The 23,066-nt window shown below is 65.7% G+C and carries 19 protein-coding genes and 1 pseudogene; 13 read left to right on the top strand and 7 right to left on the bottom strand.

Annotated features, from left to right (window positions below; translation table 11 throughout):
• From A5777_RS17945 to A5777_RS17925, 5 genes and pseudogenes are all read left to right on the top strand, one after another.
• Positions 1-323, top strand: a pseudogene (locus tag A5777_RS17945) (MCE family protein); the annotation flags it as partial.
• 22 nt (positions 324-345) lie between these two features.
• Positions 346-1,446, top strand: a complete 1,101-nt coding sequence (locus A5777_RS17940) for an MCE family protein (RefSeq protein ID WP_064863684.1) — start codon at positions 346-348, stop codon at positions 1,444-1,446.
• Positions 1,443-2,693: an MlaD family protein gene (locus A5777_RS17935; protein ID WP_082933738.1), complete on the top strand. Its 1,251-nt coding sequence runs from the start codon at positions 1,443-1,445 to the stop codon at positions 2,691-2,693. Before A5777_RS17940 ends, A5777_RS17935 begins: the two co-directional genes overlap by 4 nt.
• Positions 2,681-3,853 carry an MlaD family protein gene (locus A5777_RS17930; protein WP_064863665.1) on the top strand — a complete coding sequence of 391 codons (1,173 nt, stop codon included), beginning with the start codon at positions 2,681-2,683 and terminating at the stop codon, positions 3,851-3,853. The genes A5777_RS17935 and A5777_RS17930 overlap by 13 nt, the downstream gene beginning before the upstream one ends.
• Positions 3,854-3,890: 37 nt before the next feature.
• Complete coding sequence (locus A5777_RS17925) at positions 3,891-4,943, top strand: hypothetical protein (protein WP_156529418.1); 1,053 nt, start codon at positions 3,891-3,893, stop codon at positions 4,941-4,943.
• Here the strand turns inward: A5777_RS17925 and treY are convergent.
• The 5 genes from treY to A5777_RS17900 form a co-directional block, all read right to left on the bottom strand.
• The gene (treY, locus tag A5777_RS17920) at positions 4,908-7,373 is read right to left on the bottom strand and encodes a malto-oligosyltrehalose synthase (RefSeq protein ID WP_064863664.1); all 2,466 of its coding nucleotides are present in this window, start codon (positions 7,371-7,373) and stop codon (positions 4,908-4,910) included. The two genes, A5777_RS17925 and treY, sit on opposite strands and share 36 nt — an antisense overlap.
• Positions 7,370-10,069 (bottom strand): glycogen debranching protein GlgX, encoded by a 2,700-nt coding sequence (gene glgX, locus A5777_RS17915; protein ID WP_064863663.1) that lies wholly within the window; start codon positions 10,067-10,069, stop codon positions 7,370-7,372. Before glgX ends, treY begins: the two co-directional genes overlap by 4 nt.
• 192 nt (positions 10,070-10,261) lie before the next feature.
• Positions 10,262-12,463 (bottom strand): acyltransferase family protein, encoded by a 2,202-nt coding sequence (locus tag A5777_RS17910; RefSeq protein ID WP_064863662.1) that lies wholly within the window; start codon positions 12,461-12,463, stop codon positions 10,262-10,264.
• A gap of 189 nt (positions 12,464-12,652) precedes the next feature.
• Positions 12,653-13,300 carry a hypothetical protein gene (locus tag A5777_RS17905; RefSeq protein ID WP_064863661.1) on the bottom strand — a complete coding sequence of 216 codons (648 nt, stop codon included), beginning with the start codon at positions 13,298-13,300 and terminating at the stop codon, positions 12,653-12,655.
• Between the two features lie 43 nt (positions 13,301-13,343).
• A complete protein-coding gene (locus A5777_RS17900) occupies positions 13,344-13,922 on the bottom strand; it encodes a TetR family transcriptional regulator (protein ID WP_064863660.1) in 579 nt (192 codons plus the stop codon).
• A 134-nt stretch (positions 13,923-14,056) separates the two neighbouring features.
• Here A5777_RS17900 and A5777_RS17895 point away from each other — a divergent pair, with 134 nt between their 5' ends.
• From A5777_RS17895 to A5777_RS17870, 6 genes are all read left to right on the top strand, one after another.
• Positions 14,057-15,358 carry an adenosylmethionine--8-amino-7-oxononanoate transaminase gene (locus A5777_RS17895; RefSeq protein WP_064863659.1) on the top strand — a complete coding sequence of 434 codons (1,302 nt, stop codon included), beginning with the start codon at positions 14,057-14,059 and terminating at the stop codon, positions 15,356-15,358.
• Positions 15,359-15,414: 56 nt separating this feature from the next.
• On the top strand, positions 15,415-16,587 hold the full coding sequence (locus A5777_RS17890; RefSeq protein WP_064863682.1) for an 8-amino-7-oxononanoate synthase: 1,173 nt from the start codon (positions 15,415-15,417) through the stop codon (positions 16,585-16,587).
• On the top strand, positions 16,584-17,336 hold the full coding sequence (bioD, locus tag A5777_RS17885; protein WP_064863658.1) for a dethiobiotin synthase: 753 nt from the start codon (positions 16,584-16,586) through the stop codon (positions 17,334-17,336). The genes A5777_RS17890 and bioD overlap by 4 nt, the downstream gene beginning before the upstream one ends.
• On the top strand, positions 17,333-18,382 hold the full coding sequence (bioB, locus tag A5777_RS17880) for a biotin synthase BioB (RefSeq protein WP_064863657.1): 1,050 nt from the start codon (positions 17,333-17,335) through the stop codon (positions 18,380-18,382). Before bioD ends, bioB begins: the two co-directional genes overlap by 4 nt.
• A gap of 147 nt (positions 18,383-18,529) precedes the next feature.
• Positions 18,530-18,805, top strand: a complete 276-nt coding sequence (gene bsaP, locus A5777_RS17875) for a biotin synthase auxiliary protein BsaP (RefSeq protein ID WP_064863656.1) — start codon at positions 18,530-18,532, stop codon at positions 18,803-18,805.
• A complete protein-coding gene (locus tag A5777_RS17870; protein ID WP_231895109.1) occupies positions 18,802-19,422 on the top strand; it encodes a DUF2567 domain-containing protein in 621 nt (206 codons plus the stop codon). The genes bsaP and A5777_RS17870 overlap by 4 nt, the downstream gene beginning before the upstream one ends.
• Here A5777_RS17870 and A5777_RS17865 read toward each other — a convergent pair.
• Together A5777_RS17865 and A5777_RS17860 are read right to left on the bottom strand one after the other, a co-directional pair.
• The gene (locus A5777_RS17865) at positions 19,406-20,173 is read right to left on the bottom strand and encodes an NUDIX hydrolase (protein ID WP_064863654.1); all 768 of its coding nucleotides are present in this window, start codon (positions 20,171-20,173) and stop codon (positions 19,406-19,408) included. The genes A5777_RS17870 and A5777_RS17865 overlap by 17 nt on opposite strands.
• A gap of 119 nt (positions 20,174-20,292) precedes the next feature.
• Positions 20,293-20,802, bottom strand: coding sequence for a helix-turn-helix transcriptional regulator (locus A5777_RS17860; RefSeq protein WP_064863681.1), 510 nt, complete (start codon positions 20,800-20,802; stop codon positions 20,293-20,295).
• A gap of 227 nt (positions 20,803-21,029) precedes the next feature.
• On the opposite strand from A5777_RS17860, the gene nadA reads away from it, so the two are divergent.
• Positions 21,030-22,088 carry a quinolinate synthase NadA gene (nadA, locus tag A5777_RS17855; RefSeq protein ID WP_064863653.1) on the top strand — a complete coding sequence of 353 codons (1,059 nt, stop codon included), beginning with the start codon at positions 21,030-21,032 and terminating at the stop codon, positions 22,086-22,088.
• A gap of 8 nt (positions 22,089-22,096) precedes the next feature.
• The gene (nadC, locus tag A5777_RS17850) at positions 22,097-23,005 is read left to right on the top strand and encodes a carboxylating nicotinate-nucleotide diphosphorylase (protein ID WP_064863652.1); all 909 of its coding nucleotides are present in this window, start codon (positions 22,097-22,099) and stop codon (positions 23,003-23,005) included.
• Positions 23,006-23,066 lie beyond the last annotated feature (61 nt).

Below are 23,066 nucleotides of genomic sequence, written 5' to 3'. Positions count from 1 at the left end.
GACAACTCGCTCAGAAGATCGTCGCGCGTGAGGCGTTGGTGACAAAACTCCTCGATGGTGTTGCGGCGCTGGCTGATCAGACGCGAGCCGTCGCCGCCGAGAACGGCAACAGCTTCGCGCCGATCCTGGCGAACCTCAACACCATCAGCCAGGGCCTGCAGAAGAACCAGGAGAATCTGCGCAAGCTCCTACAGATCCTTCCGGTCACCTCACGCATGCTGAACAACATCATGGCCGACGGACCACACTCCACCGGATATCTCCCCTGGGGTCTCTTCCCCGACAACTGGCTGTGTACCGCGCGCGTGGTGGACGGGTGCTGAGCATGGGAGTCGACACGTGATCATGAATCCGCACTGGCGCAGGCCGACGATCATCGTCGCCCTGACCGTTCTGGTTGTCGCATTGCTCTCGGGCTGCTCGCTGGTCCCGGCGAGTTGGAAGGTGGCCGTCGGCTCACAGATCAAGGTGACCGCCTACTTCCCGAACGTCGCCGGTCTGTACAAGGACAACGACGTCGCGGTCCTCGGAATGCCGGTCGGGCAAGTCACTTCTGTTGAGCAACAGGGCAATCGCGTCAAGGTCACCTTCACCATCGACAAGAACGTCCCCGTTCCGGTCGACGCGACCCCCGCGATCGTGAACACCTCGATCGTCACCACCCGCCACATCGAGCTGACGCCGACCTATTCCGGCGGACCGAAGCTGACAGACGGTGCCGTCCTCAAGAACGAGGGTCGTAGTCCGGTGGCCGTCGGAGATCTGTTCGACGCCGTCGATCGGCTGGTGTCGTCGCTGAGTACCGACAAGGATGGCGAGGGGCCGATCGCCGATCTGGTGGACATCACGTCGGGCACGACGTCGGGAAACGGCGAACGTATCCGTGAGGCAATCAACCAACTCGGCTCTGCGACAGACGTGTTCGCGGGTAACGGCGACCAGCTCACGCAGATCATCAAGAACACACAGAAGCTGACCGGTGCGCTGACAGCGAACTACCCGAAGATGAAGCAGTTCTCGTCGTCGATCAGTCAGGTGTCCTCGATGCTGGGTCAACAAGCACCCGGACTCACGGCGACACTCGACGATCTCAATCAGACGCTGCTCAACACGTCACAGTTCTTCGGCAACAACGCGACGTCCATCAGCGACTCGACGGGAAGGCTGAGCGCGCTGGTCCGCAATCTGAGCGATTACTCGCGGCAGGTGGTCGAGACGATCGACGTTGCGCCGCTGTTGTTCCAGAACCTGGCCAACACGGTGTCGCCGGAGCAACGCGCGTGGCGCATCCAGGTGCTCCTCGACAAGTCGCTGATCGACGGTGAGGCGCTCAACCAGTTCTGCCAGGCGATCAACCTGCAGAAGAACGGGTGTCGAACCGGACAGCTCAAGGATTTCGGACCAGACCTCGGCGTGTTCTCGAGTCTGCTGGAGATGAGCAAATGAGGCAGTACACGATCACGCTCGGCAGACCCCGATCGCCCATCTCGCGCGCCGAGATCGCGCAACTCCTGCAGCCGATGCGTCGGCGGCAGGGGGGTGTGAGGCAAGAGGTTCGAAGTCAGGTTGCGCGCCGGCCCCTGGGGTCGCGTCGTGGCGTCCCGGCGATCCTCACGTTGATCGTTGCGGCGACCGTCGGGCTGTGCGGCTGTAGCGCGATGCCCGGCCTCACGGTCGAACAACTGCCGCTGCCCGCACCGGGCGGGATCGGCGACGGCAAGACGCTGATCGCACACTTCGACAACGCGTTGAACCTGCCGACCCGCGCGAAGGTGAAACTCAACGGCACCGATGTCGGTGAGGTCAGCGACATCGCGGTGCGTGATTACACCGCCATCGTGCAGATGAAGGTTGCTCGCGATGCGCAGATTCCCGCGGGTACCGGGGCCCAACTGCGGCAGGCAACACCACTCGGCGATGTGTTCGTAGCGCTGATGCCACCGGCGAACGCATCGGGTCCGTCGGTGTCCGACGGTACGGTGCTCACCGGTCCGACGTCGGCCGCGGCAACGGTCGAGGACATCCTGGTATCTGCCGCCGCGGTGGTCGACGGGGGATCGCTCGGGTCGTTGCAGCAGATCGTCACCGAGCTGAGCGCTGCCGTCGCGGGCGGACCGAGCAGCCCCGACAATCTGCAGGGCGCCATCAAGGAGTTCACCACCGCGATCAGCAGACTGAACGCCAACTCCGCCGAGGTCGACCGCTCGATTCGCAACACCTCTGTACTGACTGGCGATCTGGCAGCGGGTCGCCCACAGATCATGGCCGCCATCAACAAGCTCGGCCCTGCGATCGACACCATCGACGGCCAGATGAATCAGATCCTGTCGACGCTCGACAAGACCAACAAGGTCACCGACGCGACCAATGATTTCCTCGGCAACGACTCCGACAGCCTGGTGTCGCTGATCGGAAATCTGCGAACCCTGACCGCCGAATTGCGAGACGTACCACCGATTCTCGGGCCTGTCTCGAACAACCTGCACGAGTTGACGCCCAAGTTCGCCAAGACAATTCAGGGCAACTCTGTCGCGGGCTCGGCAAAGCTGTATTGGCTCACAACAGGATTCGGGTTCGACTCGGCCAGTAGGCTGCCCGAACTGCAAGACCTTCAGGCGGGCGGACAGTCACTCCAACAGACGCTGACCCGGATTCTTGCGCAACTCAGCGGCACGAAGGGATGCTGCGGATGATCCTCTGGTTGCGAAAGCATTCGAGTCTGCTCGGCAACATCGGGCTCGTCGTCGTCATGTTGGTCGGCCTGGCCTATATCGGTTTCGGCGCGCTGAGCTGGCGTCCCTGGCAGGGTTCCTACCACCTCACGGTCAACTTCCCGATTTCCGGTGGACTGCAAGACAGTTCGCGGGTGACGCTGCGTGGCGTCGACATCGGAGAGGTCGAGTCCCTGCAGGTGCAACCGCAGTCGGTGCAGGCCCGCCTCACCATCGACGACGACGTCAAGATCAACCGGAACTCCCTGGTGTCGGCGCTGGGTTTGTCGGCGGCAGGCGAGCAGTACGTCGACTTCACACCCGCGACGAGCAGCGGCCCGTACTTCACCGACGGCGACACGATCGAGGTCAATCAGACGCACGTCACGGCGCCGTTCTCGTCGCTGCTCGAGTCGTCGTTGAATGTCATCAGTCAGATAAACTCCGTGAAGCTCCGTGCCACAGTGTCGAGTCTCGACATCGCGCTGACCCCGGAAACCGGGCAGGCCAATCAACTGCGAACGTTCTTCGACGCCGCGGGCACGGTCTTCGCTGACCTGCGTCGGGTGCTGCCCGAGACCACGAAACTCATCCAGCAGACCGGCACCATCCTCGCCACGACGGCCAACGTCCAGCCGGATTTCGGGACCACAACGGCGGGCGCGAGTGCTGTGATCAACTCAGCGGTTGCCGCGAACGGGGAACTCAACACCTTGCTCGGCAAGGGGCCTGCTCAGTTCACCAGCCTGAGTGGCTCCCTGAGTCAGATCCGCGATCCGTTGACCGGAGTGCTCCAGCAAGTGGCCGACATTGCGCGTCAGGGAGCGCTGCGCGCGCCGGCGCTCGCAACCCTGCTGCCGTCGATCCGTGACGCGTCTTACATCAGCCAGGACATGTTCCACGATGGTGCGTGGTGGGTGATGGCGTCGATCTTCCCGCGGCCCTACTGCAACTACGCGGTCACTCCGATCCGGCCGACCAAGGTGCTCGAAACGGTGATTCCGACCAATCTGTACTGTGTCACCGAAGACAAGAACCAGCAGATCCGGGGCTCGGCCAACGCGCCCCGACCTCCCGGTGACGACACCGCGGGACCGGCCCTGGGCGCCGACCCGAACGCACGGACGGTACCGCTGGGATAGGGACTGGCCTCCGCCGGGATTCGACGGCGTGGGCGCCGTGACGACCACGGCCGCAGCCACCCGCGACGCCGCACATCGCGCCCGCCCTCTGGCGGGCGAGCAACTGAACTGGAAGCACATGACAGCCGACAAGAACACCGACGACACCAACGCTGACGACAACACCACCGACGACACCAACACCGGCGACACCAACACCGGCGACACCAACACCGAAGAAACCACCGGCGACGCCAATGAGGTCGCGACCGAAAAGGTAGAACCCGCGTCGTCGGACAATGTCACCGAGTCTCAGGCACCTCGGACGAAGAGTGCGCGTGCGGCGGCTCGCAGGTCGAGCGCGGTCTCCGACGCAACGGCTCCGAAGACGGCAGCTCAAGAGACTGCCGCCCAGGAGACCGCCGTTCGTGAGAACGCCGCTCAGGAAAACCAGGGTGCAGCGCAGGAGAAGAACGAGCGCAAGGGTTCTCGCCAGGTCTCTGTCACCATCAGCACCGCGGGAATTCTCAAGGTCCTCGCCGGGCTCGTAGTGGTTGCCCTGATCGTGGGCGTCGGATTGCTCGGTTGGGGCTACTACCGGGATCAGCAGAAGCTGGCTGCCTTCGACGATGCGAAGTCGGCATCGTCGGTCTTCACGGTCAAGCTCGTCAGCACGATGAACTCCGACGCCGTCGGCGACATGAAGACGTTGCTGGGGCCGCTGAGTACCGGCGACTTCAAGCAAAATCTCGAGCGCGAGCAGAACGACGGTTCCAAGGCGCTGCGTGATCTCAACGTCAAGGCCACACCGACGGTCAAGTCGGTGTCGGTCGAGTCGTTCGAAGCCGATCGTGCGTCAACGGCCGTGCTCGTCGAGGTGTCCGGTACCAGCACGATCGCTCCCAGCGGAGGTAAGGAGCTGATGCTCGTCTGGCTCGACCTGGTCAAGGAGGACGGCTCCTGGAAGGTATCCAAACTCAGTGGGGCACAAGCAGGTCTGGGACAGCAGCAGGGAACGAATGGCCCGGCGGCCGATAATCAGGGCGGTTCGCAGAGCCCCGCACCGGCCGCGCCCTCACCTGCCGCGCCGGCTCCTGCTCCCGGCGGCTGAGCCCGCCGGGGCGACGTCGGCCCCAGTCGCCGCTGGCCCCGCCCCAGTCGTCGCCGGCCCCGTTATCGCCGCTGACTTGGCGGCGGTTGTCGCGGCGGTGTCACCGTCCGGTGCGCGCACCAATATCGCCACCGGGTTCGCCGTACGCAATTCCCCGAGGTCTGCGACGCCTCGATAGACCTTGTCCGACAACACATCACGCCAGGTCCCAGCGGGTAGGTCGAGAAAGGTCAGTGCTGCGTCGTCGATGAGGCTGTGTGTGAATCGGGCCGTCACTACGATCACCTCGGTCACCCCGCCGACGACGCGTCCGAAGGCGATCGCATGGTCGGCGCCCGGTCCGTCGGCGTAGATCGGTAGATAGCCGCTACCGCGATCAAACGCTGCCGGGTGTGCGGCGCGTACCGCGAGAGCGGCACGCACCACTCGCGCCTTGGGATGATCCAATGAGCGGTCGTAGTCGACGGGGCGCCGATTGTCGGGATCGACGAGCGAGTCGTCCCACCACTCGGTGCCCTGATAGATGTCCGGCACGCCCGGGCACAGGAGCGCAATCGCCTTGCGTGCCAGCGTTTCCTGCTCCCACGCCGAGGCGATGCGCGCCACGAAGCGTGAGATCGACTCGGCCGCGGCGCCATTGGTGATCTCGTCGATCCAGGCGTCGATCTGACTCTCGAACTCCTCGTTGACGTCGGTCCACGACGTGTGCAGTTCGGCCTCCCTCGTCGCCTTGCGTGCGTAGTCGTACAGGCGTTGTCGAAGGTCGTCGCCGACCGTCGCGCTGCCGGGTGGATCGCCGATCGGCCAGACGCCGATGATGTTCTGTAGCAGGAAGTAGCCGGTGAGGTCGTCGGGTGGCGGCCAATTCGACCACAGCTCGTCGACGAGGAGGGACCACCGTTCGGGCACCTGGGCGAGCAGCGCGATCCGGGCGCGTACGTCCTCACCGCGTTTGGTGTCGTGGGTGCTGGTCGCCGTCATGGCCTGTGGCCACTGCGCCGCGCGAATCTCGTTGTGGTTGTGGAAGTTCTGCAGGCTCATGGTGGGGTCGGCGGGGTCGCTGCCGACTTCGAGCGACGAGACCAGTCGCGCCGTGCGGTAGAAGAGGCTGTCCTCGATACTCTTCGCGGTCACGGCACCGCCGGTCTGCGCCAGGCGAGAACTCGCGGCGCCCTCGTGGGCTGTCGCAGTGATCACGGTATCGATGGCGGCGGCGAGATCTGCTCTGCGCGCGGCGATCTCGGTCGCTGTGGTGATCAGCAGGGGGCGTAGCGAAGGGTAATCGGCGCGATACACGGGCAGTGTCGCGATGAGCTCCGCGGTCGCTTCGGCGACGGCGTTCGAGTCGGCGTCGGGATCCGAGTGGGTGATCGCACGGACCAGTCTGCGGTGTTCGCTGCCGAACTTGTCGCGCAGTGTCTGCAGCTTGCGTTCGCGTTCCTGCGAGTGCAGCCAGTGCGAATCACCCGGCACACCGGTGACGCGTAGGTGGATCTCGTCGAGTTCGACGACCCCCGACGGTGCCGTGAACACCGCGTCGATGACCCGCATCTGGTCGTATCCGGTGGTTCCCTGGACGGGCAGGGTCGGTTCGAGCGGCTCGTCGGCCGCGAGGATCTTCTCGATGTAGAGCAGCGAGTCGGAGCCGATGTCGCTGCGCAACTCGTTGAGGTAGTCCATCGGTTGCCAGAGACCGTCGGGATGATCGACGCGGAGCCCGTCGATGAGCTCGGCGTCGAAGAGCTCGTTGATCCAGGTGTGCGTTGCGCGATAGACCTCGTGGTCTTCTTGGCGTAGGCCCGCCAGCTCGTTGACCGTGAAGAATCTGCGGTAGCCGATGAGGCCGCTGTCCCACGGCACCAGCCGATAGTGTTGGCGCGCATGCACATCTTGTGCGCTACCACCGAGAGTTCCTGGTGCGGTGGGGAATTCGTGGTCGTAATAACGCAGAACGCCGTGCGAGTCGACGGTCAGCGGCGACAGGTCGCCGTCGGAGGCGACCACGGGGATCGCGATCTTGCCGTCGCACCCGTTCTCCGACGAGAAATCGACGTCGAAATACGACGCGTACCGCGACCCGGAGCCGCGTCGCAGCAGGTCGGCGAACCACGGATTGCGCATGACCTCTGCAACACCGGTGTGGTTGGGCACGATGTCGATGATGATTCCCAGGCCACGCTCGGACGTCGCGACCCGGAGTGCGCGGAGCCCGTCGAGACCACCGAGAGTGGCAGACACCTGGGGCGGCGGCACCCAGTCGTAGCCATGCGTCGACCCGGGCATGGCGGTCCCGATCGGTGACAGATAGACATGGCTGATGCCCAGCGCCACAAGGTGATCCAGGATGCCGATGGTGGCGGCGAAGTCGAAATCCGGTGTCAGTTGTACCCGGTAGGTGGCGATCGGGTGTGGGCGATCGCGTGTCTTCATGTCAGTGTGCGCAAAACGAGGAGTGAACGTGCACCGATCGTGACGGTGCTGCCACAGGGCGCCGACTCGATGTCGGAGTCGCCTCGCGGATGCGTGGTGTTCAAGACGCCCTCCCACTCGCGGCCGAGACGTTCGGATGCCAACGTGAACTCGATGTCCTCGTAATGTGCGTTGAAGCAGATCATGAAGCTGTTGTCGGAGATGACCTCACCGCGTTCGTTCTTCTCTGCAATGCCGTTGCCGTTGAGGAAGACCGCGAGGCTCTTGCCGAATCCGCTGTCCCAGTCGGCGGTCGTCATCGCCTCGCCCGAGGGCGTCAGCCACACGATGTCGAGCATGTCCTGCCCCCACCGGATCGGCTTGCCCGCGAAGAAGCGTCGACGTCGGAACACCGGGTGCTTGGTCCGTAGATCGATGGCCTTGCGGGTGAATTCGAGAAGGTCTGAATTCTTGTCGGCGAGAGACCAATCCATCCACGCCAGCGGCGAGTCCTGGCAGTACACGTTGTTGTTGCCCTGCTGGGTACGACCGATCTCGTCGCCGTGCGCCAGCATCGGGGTGCCCTGCGACAGGAACATCGTCGCGAGGATGTTGCGCTGTTGGCGCGCGCGGAGCTCGTTGACCTCCGGATCGTCGGTGGGACCCTCGACGCCACAGTTCCACGACCGGTTGTGGCTCTCGCCGTCGCGGTTGTCCTCACCGTTGGCCATGTTGTGTTTCTCGTTGTAGGACACCAGGTCTCGCAACGTGAAGCCGTCGTGGGCGATGACGAAGTTGATACTCGCGGACGGTCGTCGGCCGGTGGATTCGTACAGATCCGACGATCCGGTGAGCCGAGAAGCGAACTCGCCCAACGTCGCTGGCTCGCCGCGCCAGTAGTCGCGCACGGTGTCGCGGTACTTGCCGTTCCACTCGGTCCACAGCGGCGGGAAGTTGCCGACCTGATAGCCGCCCTCGCCGATGTCCCAGGGTTCGGCGATGAGCTTGACCTGGCTGACAACCGGATCCTGTTGCACCAGATCGAAAAAGGCCGACAGGCGGTCGACGTCGTGCAGTTCGCGTGCGAGCGTCGACGCGAGGTCGAAGCGGAATCCGTCGACGTGCATTTCGAGCACCCAGTAGCGCAGTGAGTCCATGATCAGCTGCAGCGTGTGCGGATGGCGTCCGTTGAGGCTGTTGCCTGTGCCCGTGTAGTCCATGTACATCTCGGGCTGGCCGTCGACGAGTCGGTAGTAGGCGCCGTTGTCGATGCCGCGGAAGCAGATGGTCGGGCCGAGGTGGTTGCCCTCTGCGGTGTGGTTGTAGACCACGTCGAGGATCACTTCGATACCTGCGGTGTGGAACGCACGCACCATCGCCTTGAACTCGGTCACGGCGCTGGCCGGTTGATCCGGATTCGACGCGTACTCGAGGTGTGGTGCGAAGAAGCCGAACGTGTTGTAGCCCCAGTAATTGCGTAAACCCTTGTCCCGTAGGACGAAATCCTGCATGAACTGGTGCACCGGCATGAGCTCGATCGCTGTGATGCCGAGTTCTTTGAGGTGGTCGATGATCACCGGGTGGGCGAGACCGGCATAGGTGCCGCGCAACTGCTCGGGGATGTCGGGGTGGGTCGCGGTCATGCCTTTGACATGCGCTTCGTAGATGACCGTCTGGTGATAGGGGCGTCGAGGCGCGCGGTCGTGCTGCCAGTCGAAATAGGGGTTGATGACCACCGACAACATGGTGTGGCCGAGTGAATCGAGTTGCGGCATCGACGGCGACTGGTCGACCGGCTCGTCGTCGGCAGGCACGAGTGTCTCGGTGTCGGCGTCTTCGATGAGTGTCTCGGTGGCCTCGGCTGGGATGTCCTGGGCTGGGACGTCCTGGGCTGGGGTGTCATCGGATGCGGGGTCAGCGGGCGTCGTGCTCGCCGATGGGTCTGCGTCGACGTCGGCGGTACCGCTCTCGGAGTCGTCGGACGCCGGTGCCACAGGCCCCGTTGCCGCAGCGTCGGATGTCGCGGCCTCTGGGGCCCCTGCGTCTGAGGCGGGATCGTGTGCGCTCGCGGTGGTGGCCGACGACGTCTCGTAATCGTCGGAGCCGGGATCGGCTGTGGCCCGCAACGATTGTTCGGCGGGTACGACCGGGGGCTCGCCACCGTCGTCGTCGGATTCGGACGTGGCCATCGCATAGGAGAACAGCGATTCGTCGCCGTCGAAATCCCCGTGAAAAGCCTTGCCGTACGGGTCGAGCAGCAGCTTCGACGGGTCGCAGCGCAACCCGCTCGCCGGATCGTAGGGTCCGTGGATGCGGTACCCGTAGAACTGACCGGGACCAATGTTCGGCAGGTAGCAATGCCAGCAGTAGCCGTCGACCTCGTCGAGACGAATGCGGCGCTCGCGCCCGTCCCTGTCGATGAGACACAGGTCGACGGCCTCGGCGACTTCGGAGAACAGCGAAAAGTTGGTTCCCACACCGTCATACGTTGCGCCGAGTGGATACGGCGTACCCGGCCAAACCGGGATGGGCTCTGGCTCGGGAGCTACGAGCGCTTCCGCTTGCTCGGGGGTGTCGGGCGGCAGCGATCCCGGCGCCGACTCTGGTGAGCGCGGGGGAGCTGCCGTCGTTGCGTCGGCCGTCTGTCCGACGCTGTGGGCATCGGTGCCGGGTGCCGGCTCGTGGGGCGCCGTGTTGTCGGTCGGCGGTACGGTCATGCCCACCTTTTCGCAGTCATGACATGACCCTAGCCGCCATACGCGCCGTCTTCATCTCGGGGAAAAGCCGCGCGAGTGTGGGCTGGACGACACCCCGCGGTTGATCTGCATCGGTCGGTTCGCTTCGGCCAGTGCCGCAGGGGGCAGCAGGCTGCGCCGCTGAGCTGACAGCGGTCGACGCCGGCTGCCGCCTCAGCGGTGGTTGGGACCGGTCCAGGGCAGGGCCTGCGCCATCTGGCGTTCGACCTCGTCGGTGAGACTTCGCACGTAGGTCGCGCTCAGATGATGCCAGTCCTTGTAGACGATGATGTTGCCCACCACCGCCGGGCATTCTGTCGGGGTGCAGATGCCGTCCGACACGTCGAGCGGATGGAACAGTGGCTTGCCGTCGGCGAACGGCGCTGCGGGATCGGTCGGGGAGAGCACCCGCGCCCGATCCGAGCCACATTCGGATGCGGTTCCGCCGTCGGACAGGCACGTCGGGGTGTCGAGAGCGCCCGTCGGTCCCATCGGCCACGGTGTGTCGCGCATGCCGAGAACGGGGATGCCCGCATCCATGAACTGCGTGAAGATCGGCTTGTAGTCGTCGGGCATCCAGTCGCCCGGCTTGTAGTCGCGGGGACGGGTCGAGTTGGTGAACACCGCGTCGGGTTTGTCGGCGATCACCTTGGCCATCACGCGCTGCACCCAGTCGTGGCACTGCGGATACGGCACACCCCGCTGTTTGGGCACCAGTTCCGTGGACAGCGGGCACCCCATCTTCAGGTAGGTCGTGACCTTGAAGTGGTTGCGTTTGCCCAGCTCGTCGAGTGCGGTGATCCAGAATTCGGCATGCGAACCACCCGCTAGGGCAATAGTTTTCGTCGCGGTCGGGTCACCGTAGACGCCGACGTGGATCTCCGGGTCCTCGAACGAACTCATGAAGCCCTGCGTCGATGTCTCCGGGAAGTCGCCGAGGACTGCCAGCGGTGTCGGTTGGGGATCGAGGGCGGGCACCGGCCAGCCGTTGAGTAGAGCGCGAGCGCCGGGGTAGGAGTGCGGGTCGAGGTTCGCTGTGTTGACGACGGTGTTCGCGACGTGACGGTCCCAGAGGTTGACCCCGACGGCGACGCCGATCGACAAGACGACCAGCGCGGTCGTCACCACCGACGTGTAGCTGAGCCACCGTGTGTGGCCCTTCCGGTCGCCGTGGGCCAGCTTCGAGCGGTCGCCGCCGCGCAGCGGGTCCTCGACGTAGCGCTTCGTCAGCCAGGCCAGACCGATGGACACGGCGAGCAGCCCGATGCCCTCGATGATGTTGGCGTGGTCTTTGCCGCGCCAGGTGAGATAGAAGATCAGCAGCGGCCAATGCCACAGGTACAGCGAGTACGCGATGGTGCCGAGCCACACCGGTACGCGGCTGGACAGCGCCCGGTTGACCGCCGGCTGCGACTGATCGATCGCTTCGTGCCTGGACCGGGGACGTTCCAGCGCGGTGGCTCCTGCCCAGATGATGACGAGCGTCGAACCCACCGGCACCAGCGCCCACGGACCCGGGTACGAGTCGACGCCGTCGATCCACCACCCACAGGTCACGATTAGGGCGAGTGCGACGAGTGCCGCGGTGTTGCGGAGCCAACGGGGAACGTGCCAGCGCGGCAACCAGATGGCGAGCAGACCGCCGGCGATCGGCTCCCACAGGCGCGAGAGGGTGTCGTAGTAGTTCCACTGTTGATTGACGCCCATCCGCATGTGCGCCCAGTAGAACGAGACAGCGGCGACCGTCAACAGGGCGAGGCCGACGAGAATCCGGATCGTCTTGGGCTCGGCTATCGATCGAATGATCGCTGACAGCAACTTGATCGTTCCGGCCGCGATGACCGCAGCAAACAACATGCCGACGAAGAACTGTCCCTGCACCGACATGGACCAGATGTGCTGCAGCGGACTGTTCGCGGAACTTGCTGCGAGGTAGTCCTGCGAGTTCAGCGCCAGATACCAGTTCTGGTAGTACAGCGCCGACGCGCGCAGCTCGCGTCCGATGTTGAGCCAGCGGGTCTGCGGAAGTACGACGACGGTGAGGATCGCGACTGCGATGAGAACCGTGAACAGGGCAGGCAGCAGTCGACGCAATAGTCGCTTCAGGCGCGGCCACGGGTTGAGCGCCTCGATGAACGTGACGTGCGTGGCCTGACTGTTGATCGCATGACGCAGCAGCGATCCGATGAAGAAGTAACCCGACAGGGCGAGGAAGACGTCGACGCCGCCGGACACCCGACCGAACCAGATGTGGAAGCAGGCAACCAGCATGATCGCGATCCCGCGGAGACCGTCGAGATCGGTGCGATACGCGGGGAGCGGTGGGACGGGCTCGTTCCGGCTAGGGGTCGTCACCACTTGGGTTGGGGCTGCCACGTCAGTCGTGCTTGCTTCCGTGTCGGGGGCTGGGACGAGTCGGTGGCGACCTATCCACACACATGCGCGGTGGACGACAACCGCCGTACTCCGCGTAGGAGGCTACCCGCCGCAACTGTGAAAAACCCATTCCAGCGGGTCCGACACACACTCGGCGGGGTCTCTGCGACTCCGGTGCTGCCGTCGGTTCTAAGGGAACTGGCGACGCAGACCCAACGCGCGTGCCGTCACGAAGGTCGCCATCACGATGATCGTCACCGCGACCACCACGACCACCCACGTCGACATGACCGTCGAAAAGCCGAGCATCCACGCGCTGCCCACTCCGACCACCGTCGCGATTACCGCGCCGACCGGCAGCAGCAGGGCGGTGGCAACCACAGTCGGCGCTGTCGCAGGATCGCCGGATACGCGCAGTGCCAGGTAGACCGCCGCCACCGACAAGGCGTACGCGGTGATGCCGCAGATGCCGTAGAGCGCAAGCGGAGGGAAGTGTTCGGGGAGTTCGACGATCATCCCGACTGCGATCAACGCCGGTAACACTCCGATGACGCATCCGAGAAGGCCTGCGAGGACGGTGCGTCCGAAGCCGCGGTGCGCCCGCATACGAATACCTGACAGATACAGGAGAACACCGCATGCGGCTCCCAGAGCGGCGCCCACTGCGGCGACGACGAGGTAGCGCACGAACTCGGATGCACGCACCAAGCCTGCCGGGGAGGACCAGGACACGTAGTAGGAGCCATCGGCTGCACCTGACATCCCGACTAAGAGAGCCGCCGCCAGCAACGCGATCGCGCACCCCGCGAGCATCAGTGCCAGACAGAGTCGACCCATGCCTCACATGATGCCGCACGCAACGCGTCTACAGCGGCAGTACTCAGTGAGTTCCTACATCCGGATCGGCGCGCGCTCGGTGTCGAGCGCCGTCGAGGAGTACGCCGAGCGCGTCGTCGAATTCTGCTGCGAAGTCGCGACCCGACGGGCCGGTGACTCCGAGCCGTTCCATCTGGGCTCGCGTTTGCTCCTCGATCGTCAGCCCGATGATGAGCTGGCATATCGCGGTGGCGACTCCATGTGCGTCGCGCGGGGTGAGGCCACCGGAGACAGCGACGTCGGTCAGGTCGTCGGACACCGTTCGCGTCGCGAGACCCGAGGCCCATGCCGACGAGACCACCTCGGCGCTGTCGGGGACGGCGAGCAGCGCTGTCCGCATGCCGATCGCGATCTCGGCGAGTCGGGTGTCCCACCGCTGAGCGGAATCCGACGGGTTGATGTCTTCGAGGATGTCGTCGGCGAGCGCGGCGAGCAACGACTGCTTGTTGGGAAAGTGCCAGTACAGCGCGTTGGGGCGGACACCGACCTCGGTCGCCAGCCTGCGCATCGAGAGGTCGGCGAGGCTGTAGTCGGTCAGGATGCCGCGCGCGGCGCGCAGAACGTCGGCGCGGTTGTTGCTCACCGCGTCAGGGTATCCAGGCTGTCTCGCCGTGACGCAACCTGTACGGCGTTCAGGAGAAACCTGTACAGTGTCCAGGAGTTCGGGCCGCGATGGTGTCCGGTACCACTCTGAGCCGGCGAGGAAGGACGCGCCACATGGATGCAGCCGACATCAGCCGCGTCGACGCAGCACACATCTGGCACCCCTACGGCGCCATGCCGTCGCCGACGCAGCCACGCGTCGTGCGCGGCGCCGACGGTGTGCGACTCACGCTCGCCGACGGCGGTGAGGTCATCGACGGAATGAGCTCGTGGTGGGCCGCCATCCACGGTTATCGCCATCCGGTGCTCGACGCCGCGGCACGCGATCAGCTGGCGTCGATGAGCCACGTGATGTTCGGCGGGTTGACCCACGAGCCCGCCGCACGGCTCGCGCAGTTGCTCGTCGACATCACACCGGCGCCTCTGCAGAAGGTGTTCTTCTGCGATTCGGGTTCGGTGTCGGTCGAGGTTGCGGTGAAGATGGCACTGCAGTACTGGCGCAGTCGCGGCAAGCCCGGCCGCACGCGCCTGCTGACCTGGCGCGGTGGGTACCACGGCGATACCTTCACGCCGATGAGCGTCTGCGATCCCGAGGGCGGGATGCACGCGATGTGGCGTCGGGTTCTGGCCGACCAGGTGTTCGTGCCCGCCCCGCCCGCAGACTTCGACGCGGGCTACGTCGACTCCTTCGAGGCCGCTGTCGTTGCACACCGCGACGAACTCGCCGCGATCATCGTCGAACCCGTTGTGCAGGGCGCCGGCGGTATGCGCTTCCACGATCCCGCTTATCTCGGCGAGCTGCGTCGAATCTGCGATGAGCACGACCTGCTCTTGATCTTCGACGAGATCGCCACCGGATTGGGGCGCACCGGCGAACTGTTCGCCGCCGACCACGCGCGCGTCTCGCCCGACATCATGTGTGTCGGCAAGGCGCTGACCGGCGGCTACCTGACCTTGGCTGCGACGCTGTGCACCACAGCGATCGCCGAGACGATCAGTGCGGGTGAAGCGGGTGGATTGGCGCACGGTCCCACGTTCATGGCCAATCCGCTCGCCTGTGCGATCGCTGTCGCGTCCACCGAACTGCTGCTCGACGGCCCGTGGCGACGCCGCGTCGCCGACATCTCCGACGTGCTCGCGCGAGGACTCGCGCCGCTGACCGACCTGGCCGGGGTTCGTGATGTCCGCACGTTCGGGGCCATCGGCGTCGTCGAACTCGACGACCAGGTCGACGTCGCCGCAGCCACGGATGCCGCCGTCGACGCCGGCGTGTGGTTGCGGCCCTTCCGCAACCTGATCTACACGATGCCGCCCTTCGTCTGCACCGACGCCGACGTCGAGACGATCTGCTCCGCAATCGCCGCGGCAACGACAGCGTCGTGTGCACAACTGGTCGGCGCGGGAGGTGCCCGATGACATCGGATCACGCGACGCTGGGTTCTGGGTTGGGCTCTCGGTTGGGCGAGGTCGACATGCTGCGGGCCGCGAGCGGTACGGCGGTCGACGACGCGTCGGCCCTTGACTGGCTTGCCGATGCCGCTGCGGCGCGCAATTCGGCTGGGCTGCACCGTGTCCCATTCGTCCGCGACGCCGGAGCGTCGTTGCTCAACCTGGCGTCGAACGACTACCTCGGACTCTCGACACACCCAGCAGTGCTCGCGGGTGCGCATGCTGCGCTCGACGAGTTCGGGGCGGGGTCGACGGCGTCGCGACTCGTCGCGGGCACCACACGGTTGCACGTCGACTTCGAGGATGACATCGCCGACTTCATGGGTTTCGATGCGGCACTGTGCTTTTCGTCCGGCTACCTCGCCAACGTCGGAACCATCACCGCACTCGTCGGCCGCGGCGACCTCATCGTGTCCGACACCGGAACCCACGCGTCGCTCATCGACGGGTGCCGACTGTCGCGCGCGCGAGTGGTCGTCGTCGACCGTGGCGATGTCGCGGCCGTCGCAGCGGCACTCCGTGGCCGCACAGAAGAGCGGGCACTGGTGGTCACCGATTCCGTCTACTCGGTCGACGGCGAACCGGCACCCGTCGAGCAGCTCTACCGCGTTGCCCGCGAACACTCTGCGGCGCTGCTCGTCGACGAAGCGCACGCACTCGGAGTACGCGGACCAGGTGGCAGAGGACTGATCGCCGAAGTCGGACTGTCCGGTGCGCGCGATCTCGTCGTCACGACAGTGTGCTCCAAGTCGCTCGGCGCACAGGGCGGCGTGGTCCTTGCGACTCCTGCTGTCCGTGAGCACCTGATCGACGTCGCGCGTGCCTTCATCTTCGATACCGGACTCAACCCGGCAGCCGTCGGTGCGGCGCGTGCTGCGCTGGGGGTCTTGCGTGCGCAGCCGGAGCTACCGGACCGATTGCGGCACAACGCAACCCGCATGGCTCGCAGCCTCGGTGCGTCGGTCCCGGCTGCCGCCGTGATCTCGCGCATCGTCGGCGACCCGCAGCCCGCGGTCGACGCCGCCGCACGGTGCCGGGACAGCGGAGTGTTGGTCGGGTGCTTCCGACCGCCGTCGGTACCGCCGGGGACGTCGAGACTGCGCCTGACGGTTCGCGCCGATCTCGACGATGCGACCGTCGACCGCGCCGCCGACGTCATCGGCACGGCTCTGGCCGAAGGCGGAGGTGCACGATGACGGGACGTGCCCTCCTGATCACCGGCACCTCGACCGACGTGGGCAAGACGATCGTCACCGCTGCGCTCGCGTGCGTTGCGGGAGGATCGGCCAGTGGCGTCGGCGTGGCGGTGTGCAAACCCGCGCAGACCGGCGTCGAGCCAGGTGAGCCGGGTGATCTCGCGACTGTTTCTCACCTCGCGGGTGTAGCGGATCTGGTCGAGTGTGCGCGCTATCCGGAGCCGCTGGCGCCGGAGACCGCGGCGATGCGCGCAGGACTCGCACCACTGAGCCTCTCGACCATCGTCGATGCTGTCACCGAGCTTGTTTCGACTCATCGGTTGACCCTCGTCGAGGGAGCCGGCGGGGTACTGGTGCGCCTCGCGCCCGACCTCACCGCACTCGACGTCGCGTACGCGATCGGAGCGGACGCGGTCGTCGTCGTCCAGGCAGGCCTCGGTGCGCTCAATCACGCCGAGCTGACCGTCGAAGCGTTGCGGGCGAGGGGAATTCGTCCCGCCGGACTCGTCATCGGCTCATGGCCGCGCGATCCCGACCTCGCCATGCGATGCAATCGCATCGACCTGCCCCGGCTCACGGGTGTACCCGTCGTCGGCGTCATACCGGAGGGTGTCGGGGAGCTCGAGCCCGATCAGTTCCGGGCCGCGGCGCCCACCTGGTTCGATCCCGACTTCGTCGCAGACCTCAATTCTCGTTCCGCGCCCGACAAGATCGCGGCAGATCAGCCCATCGAAGGAGTTCACGCATGACACAGGCACCCGTAGATCCGACGCTCGGCGCCGCGACCGCGCAGGCGTCGTCGGCCGACATCCTCGACGTCGCTCGCGTCCAGGTCCTCGAACGCGGCGAGCCCTTGGATCGCGACCAGGTGCTCGAGGTGCTGCGGCTTCCCGCCGAGCGCCTCACCGAACTGCTGCAGGTCGCCCATGACGTCCGGATGCGGTGGTGCGGACCGGAGGTCGAGGTCGAGGGCATCATCTCGCTCAAGACCGGCGGCTGCCCGGAGGACTGCCATTTCTGTTCGCAGTCAGGGCTTTTCGCGTCGCCGGTGCGCAGCGCGTGGATCGACATCCCATCGCTGGTGGAGGCTGCCAAGCAGACGGCGAAGACCGGCGCGACGGAGTTCTGCATCGTCGCGGCCGTGCGTGGCCCGGACAAGCGACTGCTGTCGCAGGTGGCCGCGGGAATCGAAGCCATTCGCAATGAGGTCGACATCCAGATCGCCTGCAGCCTCGGCATGCTGACGCAGGAGCAGGTCGATCAGTTGCGTGACATGGGTGTTCACCGCTACAACCACAACCTCGAGACCGCGCGCAGCCACTTCCCGAACGTGGTCACCACCCACACGTGGGAGGAGCGGTGGGACACGCTGCGCATGGTTCGCGACGCCGGTATGGAGGTGTGCTGCGGTGGCATTCTCGGCATGGGGGAGAGCCTCGAACAGCGCGCCGAGTTCGCGGCAGACCTGGCTGCCCTCGAACCCGACGAGGTTCCGCTCAACTTCCTCAATCCGCGTCCGGGAACCCCGTTCGGCGACCTCGACGTGCTGCCTGCGGCCGAGGCGCTCAAGGCCGTGGCGGCGTTCCGCCTCGCTCTGCCGCGCACGATCCTGCGTTTCGCGGGTGGCCGCGAGATCACGCTGGGCGACCTCGGCGCCAAGCAGGGAATCCTCGGTGGCATCAACGCGGTCATCGTCGGCAACTACCTGACCACGCTCGGCAGGCCTGCCGAGGACGACCTCGATCTCCTCGACGACCTCTCGATGCCGATCAAGGCGCTCAACGACAGCATCTGAGTCCGGCGCCGAGAACGGGCGGATTCGGCTCGGCGCCGGGAGCGTGCGAGCGGGCCGTCTCGGCTCGGCGCGGGGAGCGTGCGAGCGGGCCGTCTCGGCTCGGCGTGCATACTCGAATTCGATGACCTACGAGCTGAGAGGACGCCGATGACTCCGACGCCCACCGTCGAGCCGGGTGCGCGAAGCCCCATCGACATCCCCGGTCCGCTCGACGAACCGTGCCGGTACGGCGTGTACACCGGCATCGAACTCGACCTGCAGGCGGCCGACGCCGTGCCGCAGGCGGCACGTCTCGGTTTGGAGCCGCCCCGGTTCTGTGGCCAGTGCGGCAGGCGAATGGTGGTGCAGGTGCGCCCCGACGGGTGGGATGCACGTTGTTCGCGCCACGGTGTCGTCGATTCGTCGCAACTTGGTCGACGATGATGGCGCAGGCTTATCCGGGGGCACCCGGCTATCCGGTGACGGCGAAGCGAAAGCACTCGCCAGCGCCGCTGGTTGTCGTCGGTGTCGTGGTGCTGTTGCTCGGCGTCGTGTTCGGTGTGGCGTGGGCGGTCACGACCCCCGCGATGACCGGGACGGTGACTGCGCAGGGTGCCGCTGTGCCGTCGGAACAGCTCGGTGAGGAGTTCGCCGGTGTTGCGGTGTTCGCGTTCTGGATGCTCGCCTACGGTGCGGTCGCGGCGGCGCTCGCATGGTTCGCCGCCCGCTACTGGAGAGGTCTTATCGGTTACGGCGTAACCTTCGTGACCGCAGTGATCGGCACCGTGATCGCGGGATCCATCGGCACGTGGGTCGCGCACCTACACTTTCCGGATCCGTACGACGTCGGGATGGGGCAGACGTTCCGTGTCGTCCCCGACCTCGTGCTCGACGGCGCCACACGCAGCGGGTTCTCGGCGCCGTGGATTCTCCTCATCTGTGCACCACTGACCGTGAGTCTCGTCTATCTGGTGTGTGCGCTCGCGAACAGCGACGCCGACCTCGGTGTGGGCGACGGAGCCGTCGACGACGTGGATCGTTCGCTCACAGTGGGGGTTTGAGCGTTGCGAACTCGTCGGTGACGCGTAACTCGTTGTCGGCGAAGGCATAGAGCGCGGGCGGCCGCCCGCCCGTCCGGCCCGTCTTTCCGACTGTCCCGGTGGCCACGACAACGCCACGTCGGCTGAGTATGCGCAGAAGGTTGGTCGTGTCGACCGGGTAACCCAGTGCAGCACAATAAATTTCGGATAGCTCAGACATCGGGAACCTGGTCGGTGCCAAGGCGAAGGCAATATTGGTGTACGAGAGTTTGGCTGCCAGACGTCGACGCGCTGCGGCGATGATGTCGGCGTGGTCGTGAGCCAACACGCTGAGGGAGTCCACCGGCAGCCACGCCGCGGTGTCGGGTAGTCGTGCAGGCGCGTCGGTGGGTACCAGGCCCAGATATGTCGACGCAATGGTTCGACGCCCGGGTGTGCGATGTGGTGCTGAGAACACCGAGAGCTGCTCGAGGTGTGCGACCTTGCGGATGTCCATCGTGTCGGCAAGCTGGCGTCGAGCAGTCTCCGAGAGACTTTCATGTGGTGCGACCCCGCCGCCCGGAAGAGCCAACGGCTCGTCGTCGTGCTGCCGCCACAGAAGAACGCACAGATGGGGCTCGTCGTCGGGTGTCGGGCGCCGCACCTGGAAAACCGCGCTCAGGACCTCGACCCCTGCCGTGCCTGGCGACTCAGACGTCGTCCGGCCCGATTCCTGTGTGACCGACTCCTGTGCGACGGCGCCATCGGAACTGTCATCGCTCGGCCCGGGCATGCGGTCGATTCTAGGGCGCGTTCCGCAGCGCGGCCTTCAGGCGCTGCGGAACGCATCCTCGCGGTGCTTCGCTGGAACTCGAGAGGCGCGCTCCGCGCGGAACTCGAGAGGCGCTCCGCTCAGAGTTCGTCGAGGCTGATCAGTCCGTCCTGTATCGCGCGAGCAACCAACGACGCCTTGGTGCGCGCCGGCCGCCCGGCGTCCGCATACTTCGTCCGAATGCGCGCCAGATGCGTGTTGACCGTGCCCACCGAGATCACCAGCCGCGACGCCGCCACCGACTTGGAGTCGGTGAGAAGCCATGTCCGCAGCACCTCGACCTCGCGGGATGTCAGTGGAACTCGTGGCTGCATCGGCTCACCACCTCCAGGCGCGGAATGCATTCCGGAGCCAACCGACGCCGACACCACAGGGCGCAGGTGCGCGTGGTCTGCCGTGTGTCGCGTGGGAGGCGTCGTCACGATTCGACGTGCAGCAAGACGTTCGAGTGCCTCCTGGCGGCGTCGAACCGCTTCCAGTGGAGTGGAGAACGATGATCTGCGCGTCGGGATCGACGGCGTGATGGCCAAGGGGGAGGTCGATGTAGGAGGAACGTCGTCGCCGGCGCGGGGGCCAATCGTGGAGGTCATCGGGGGTATCTCCTGTGATTCTCGTCGAGCAGTGGCGGTGTTGTCGCTGACCTCTTCGACGCTATTGCCGCAGGCGACCACAGAAACGCGTAGTGGGCTACTCGAATCGGAGTACCGACGGTACCCACCGGGCGGGGTGCTACGATCTAGGTGTTTTCGACCGAGAGTCGAAAACCTGTATCGGAGCACGAACCGCGTTCTCCGGTCGCAGGCTGAAGGAGTGACACATGAGTATCACGAGCGACCGTCCGGCGGCAGTTCCCGAACCCGGTCTGATCGACGCGGTGTGGACAGACGGTCCCGGTGGATTCACCGGCGTGGAACCGACCGCGGCGTGGGCAGAAGAGGTTCGTCGACTAGCGCGTGCGCGCAATGCGACCTTACTCGCGCACAACTATGAACTACCGGCAATTCAAGATGTTGCAGACCATGTCGGTGACTCGCTTGCGCTGTCCCGGATCGCGGCGGAGGTCGACTCCGACGAGATCGTGTTCTGCGGCGTTCACTTCATGGCGGAGACCGCGAAGATCCTCAGCCTCGACAAGCGGGTCCTGATACCCGATGCCAGGGCGGGGTGCTCGCTCGCCGATTCGATCACGGCCGACGACCTGCGGGCGTGGAAGGCCGAGTATCCCGACGCCGTCGTCGTCTCCTACGTCAACACGACCGCCGAGGTGAAGGGTCTCACCGACATCTGCTGCACGTCGTCGAACGCTGTCGACGTGGTGGCGTCGATCGATCCCGATCGCGATGTGTTGTTCCTTCCGGACCAGTTCCTCGGCGCGCACGTCAAACGGGAGACCGGCCGCGACAACATCCACATCTGGGCGGGCGAGTGCCACGTGCACGCCGGGATCAACGGTGACGAGCTGACTGCCAAGGCCAACTCGCACCCCGACGCCGACCTCTTCATCCACCCCGAGTGCGGGTGCGCGACGTCGGCGCTCTACCTCGCGGGCGAGGGAGCGGTGGCCGATGACCGCGTCAAGATCCTGTCAACCGGCGGAATGATCGACGCCGCGCGGCAGACCGGTGCCAAGCAGGTTCTCGTCGCCACGGAGATCGGCATGCTGCATCAGCTCCGCAAAGCCGCGCCGGGTATCGATTTCCAGGCGGTCAACGATCGCGCCTCATGCCCCTACATGAAGATGATCACTCCGGCCGCGCTGCTGCGTGCGCTGCGTGAGGGCAAGGACGAGGTGTTCGTCGCTGACGACGTTGCCGAGCGCGCACGCAAGAGCGTCGAGCGGATGATCGCGATCGGCAATCCGGGTTCGGGTGAATGAGTCCTCGAATGACTGAATTGGGGAGCGCGTTCATCGGCCAACGCGAGGCAGCCGGAGAACTCGACCTGGCCATCACCGACGAGGTCAGGTCGCTGATCCGAACGGCACTCGACGAGGATCTGCGCTACGGACCCGACATCACCACCGCGTCGACGGTGCCCGCGGGCGCGACGGTCGACGCGCAGATCGTCAGCCGTGCGCTCGGAGTGGTCGCCGGGCTGCCCGTCGTACTTGCTGTTCTCGACGAGGTCGTCGGTGTCGGGGCATACGAGGTGACCGCCGCGGTTGCCGACGGCACGAGAGTCGCACCGGGCGACGTGGTGTTGGCGGTTCATGCGCCCACCGCCGCTCTGCTCACCGCGGAGCGCACGGCACTCAACCTGGCGTGTCATCTCTCGGGGATCGCCACCGCGACAGCACAGTGGGTCGACGCCGTCAACGGAACGGCCGCGAAGATTCGTGACTCGCGAAAGACGTTGCCTGGCATGCGTTATCTGCAGAAGTATGCGGTGCGGGCGGGTGGCGGCGTCAACCACCGCATGGGGCTCGGTGACGCGGCGCTGATCAAAGACAATCACGTCGCCGCCGCGGGATCGGTGAGCGCAGCGCTGCGCGCTGTGCGTGCAGCGGCACCCGACCTGCCGGTCGAGGTCGAAGTGGACTCGCTCGAGCAACTCGACGAGGTGCTCGACCTCGAACCCCAACTCGTGTTGCTCGACAACTTCGAACTCTGGGCTACCCAGATGGCCGTCGCCCGTCGCAACAACCGGTCGCCGGAGACGAAGCTGGAGTCCTCGGGCGGGCTGAGTCTCGACCAGGCCGCCGACTACGCACGCACGGGCGTCGACTACCTCGCCGTCGGCGCGCTGACGCATTCGGTCACCGCGCTCGACCTCGGACTCGACATTCCCCTCTGAGCGGCGGAAACGCACCGTCGAGTGGTGCAAAAGCACTGTGGCCCACAGCTTTCAGCTGTGG

This window comes from Gordonia sp. 852002-10350_SCH5691597, from assembly GCF_001665715.1.
GTDB lineage: Bacteria > Actinomycetota > Actinomycetes > Mycobacteriales > Mycobacteriaceae > Gordonia > Gordonia sputi.
This window is presented reverse-complemented; position numbering and strand designations above follow the sequence as displayed.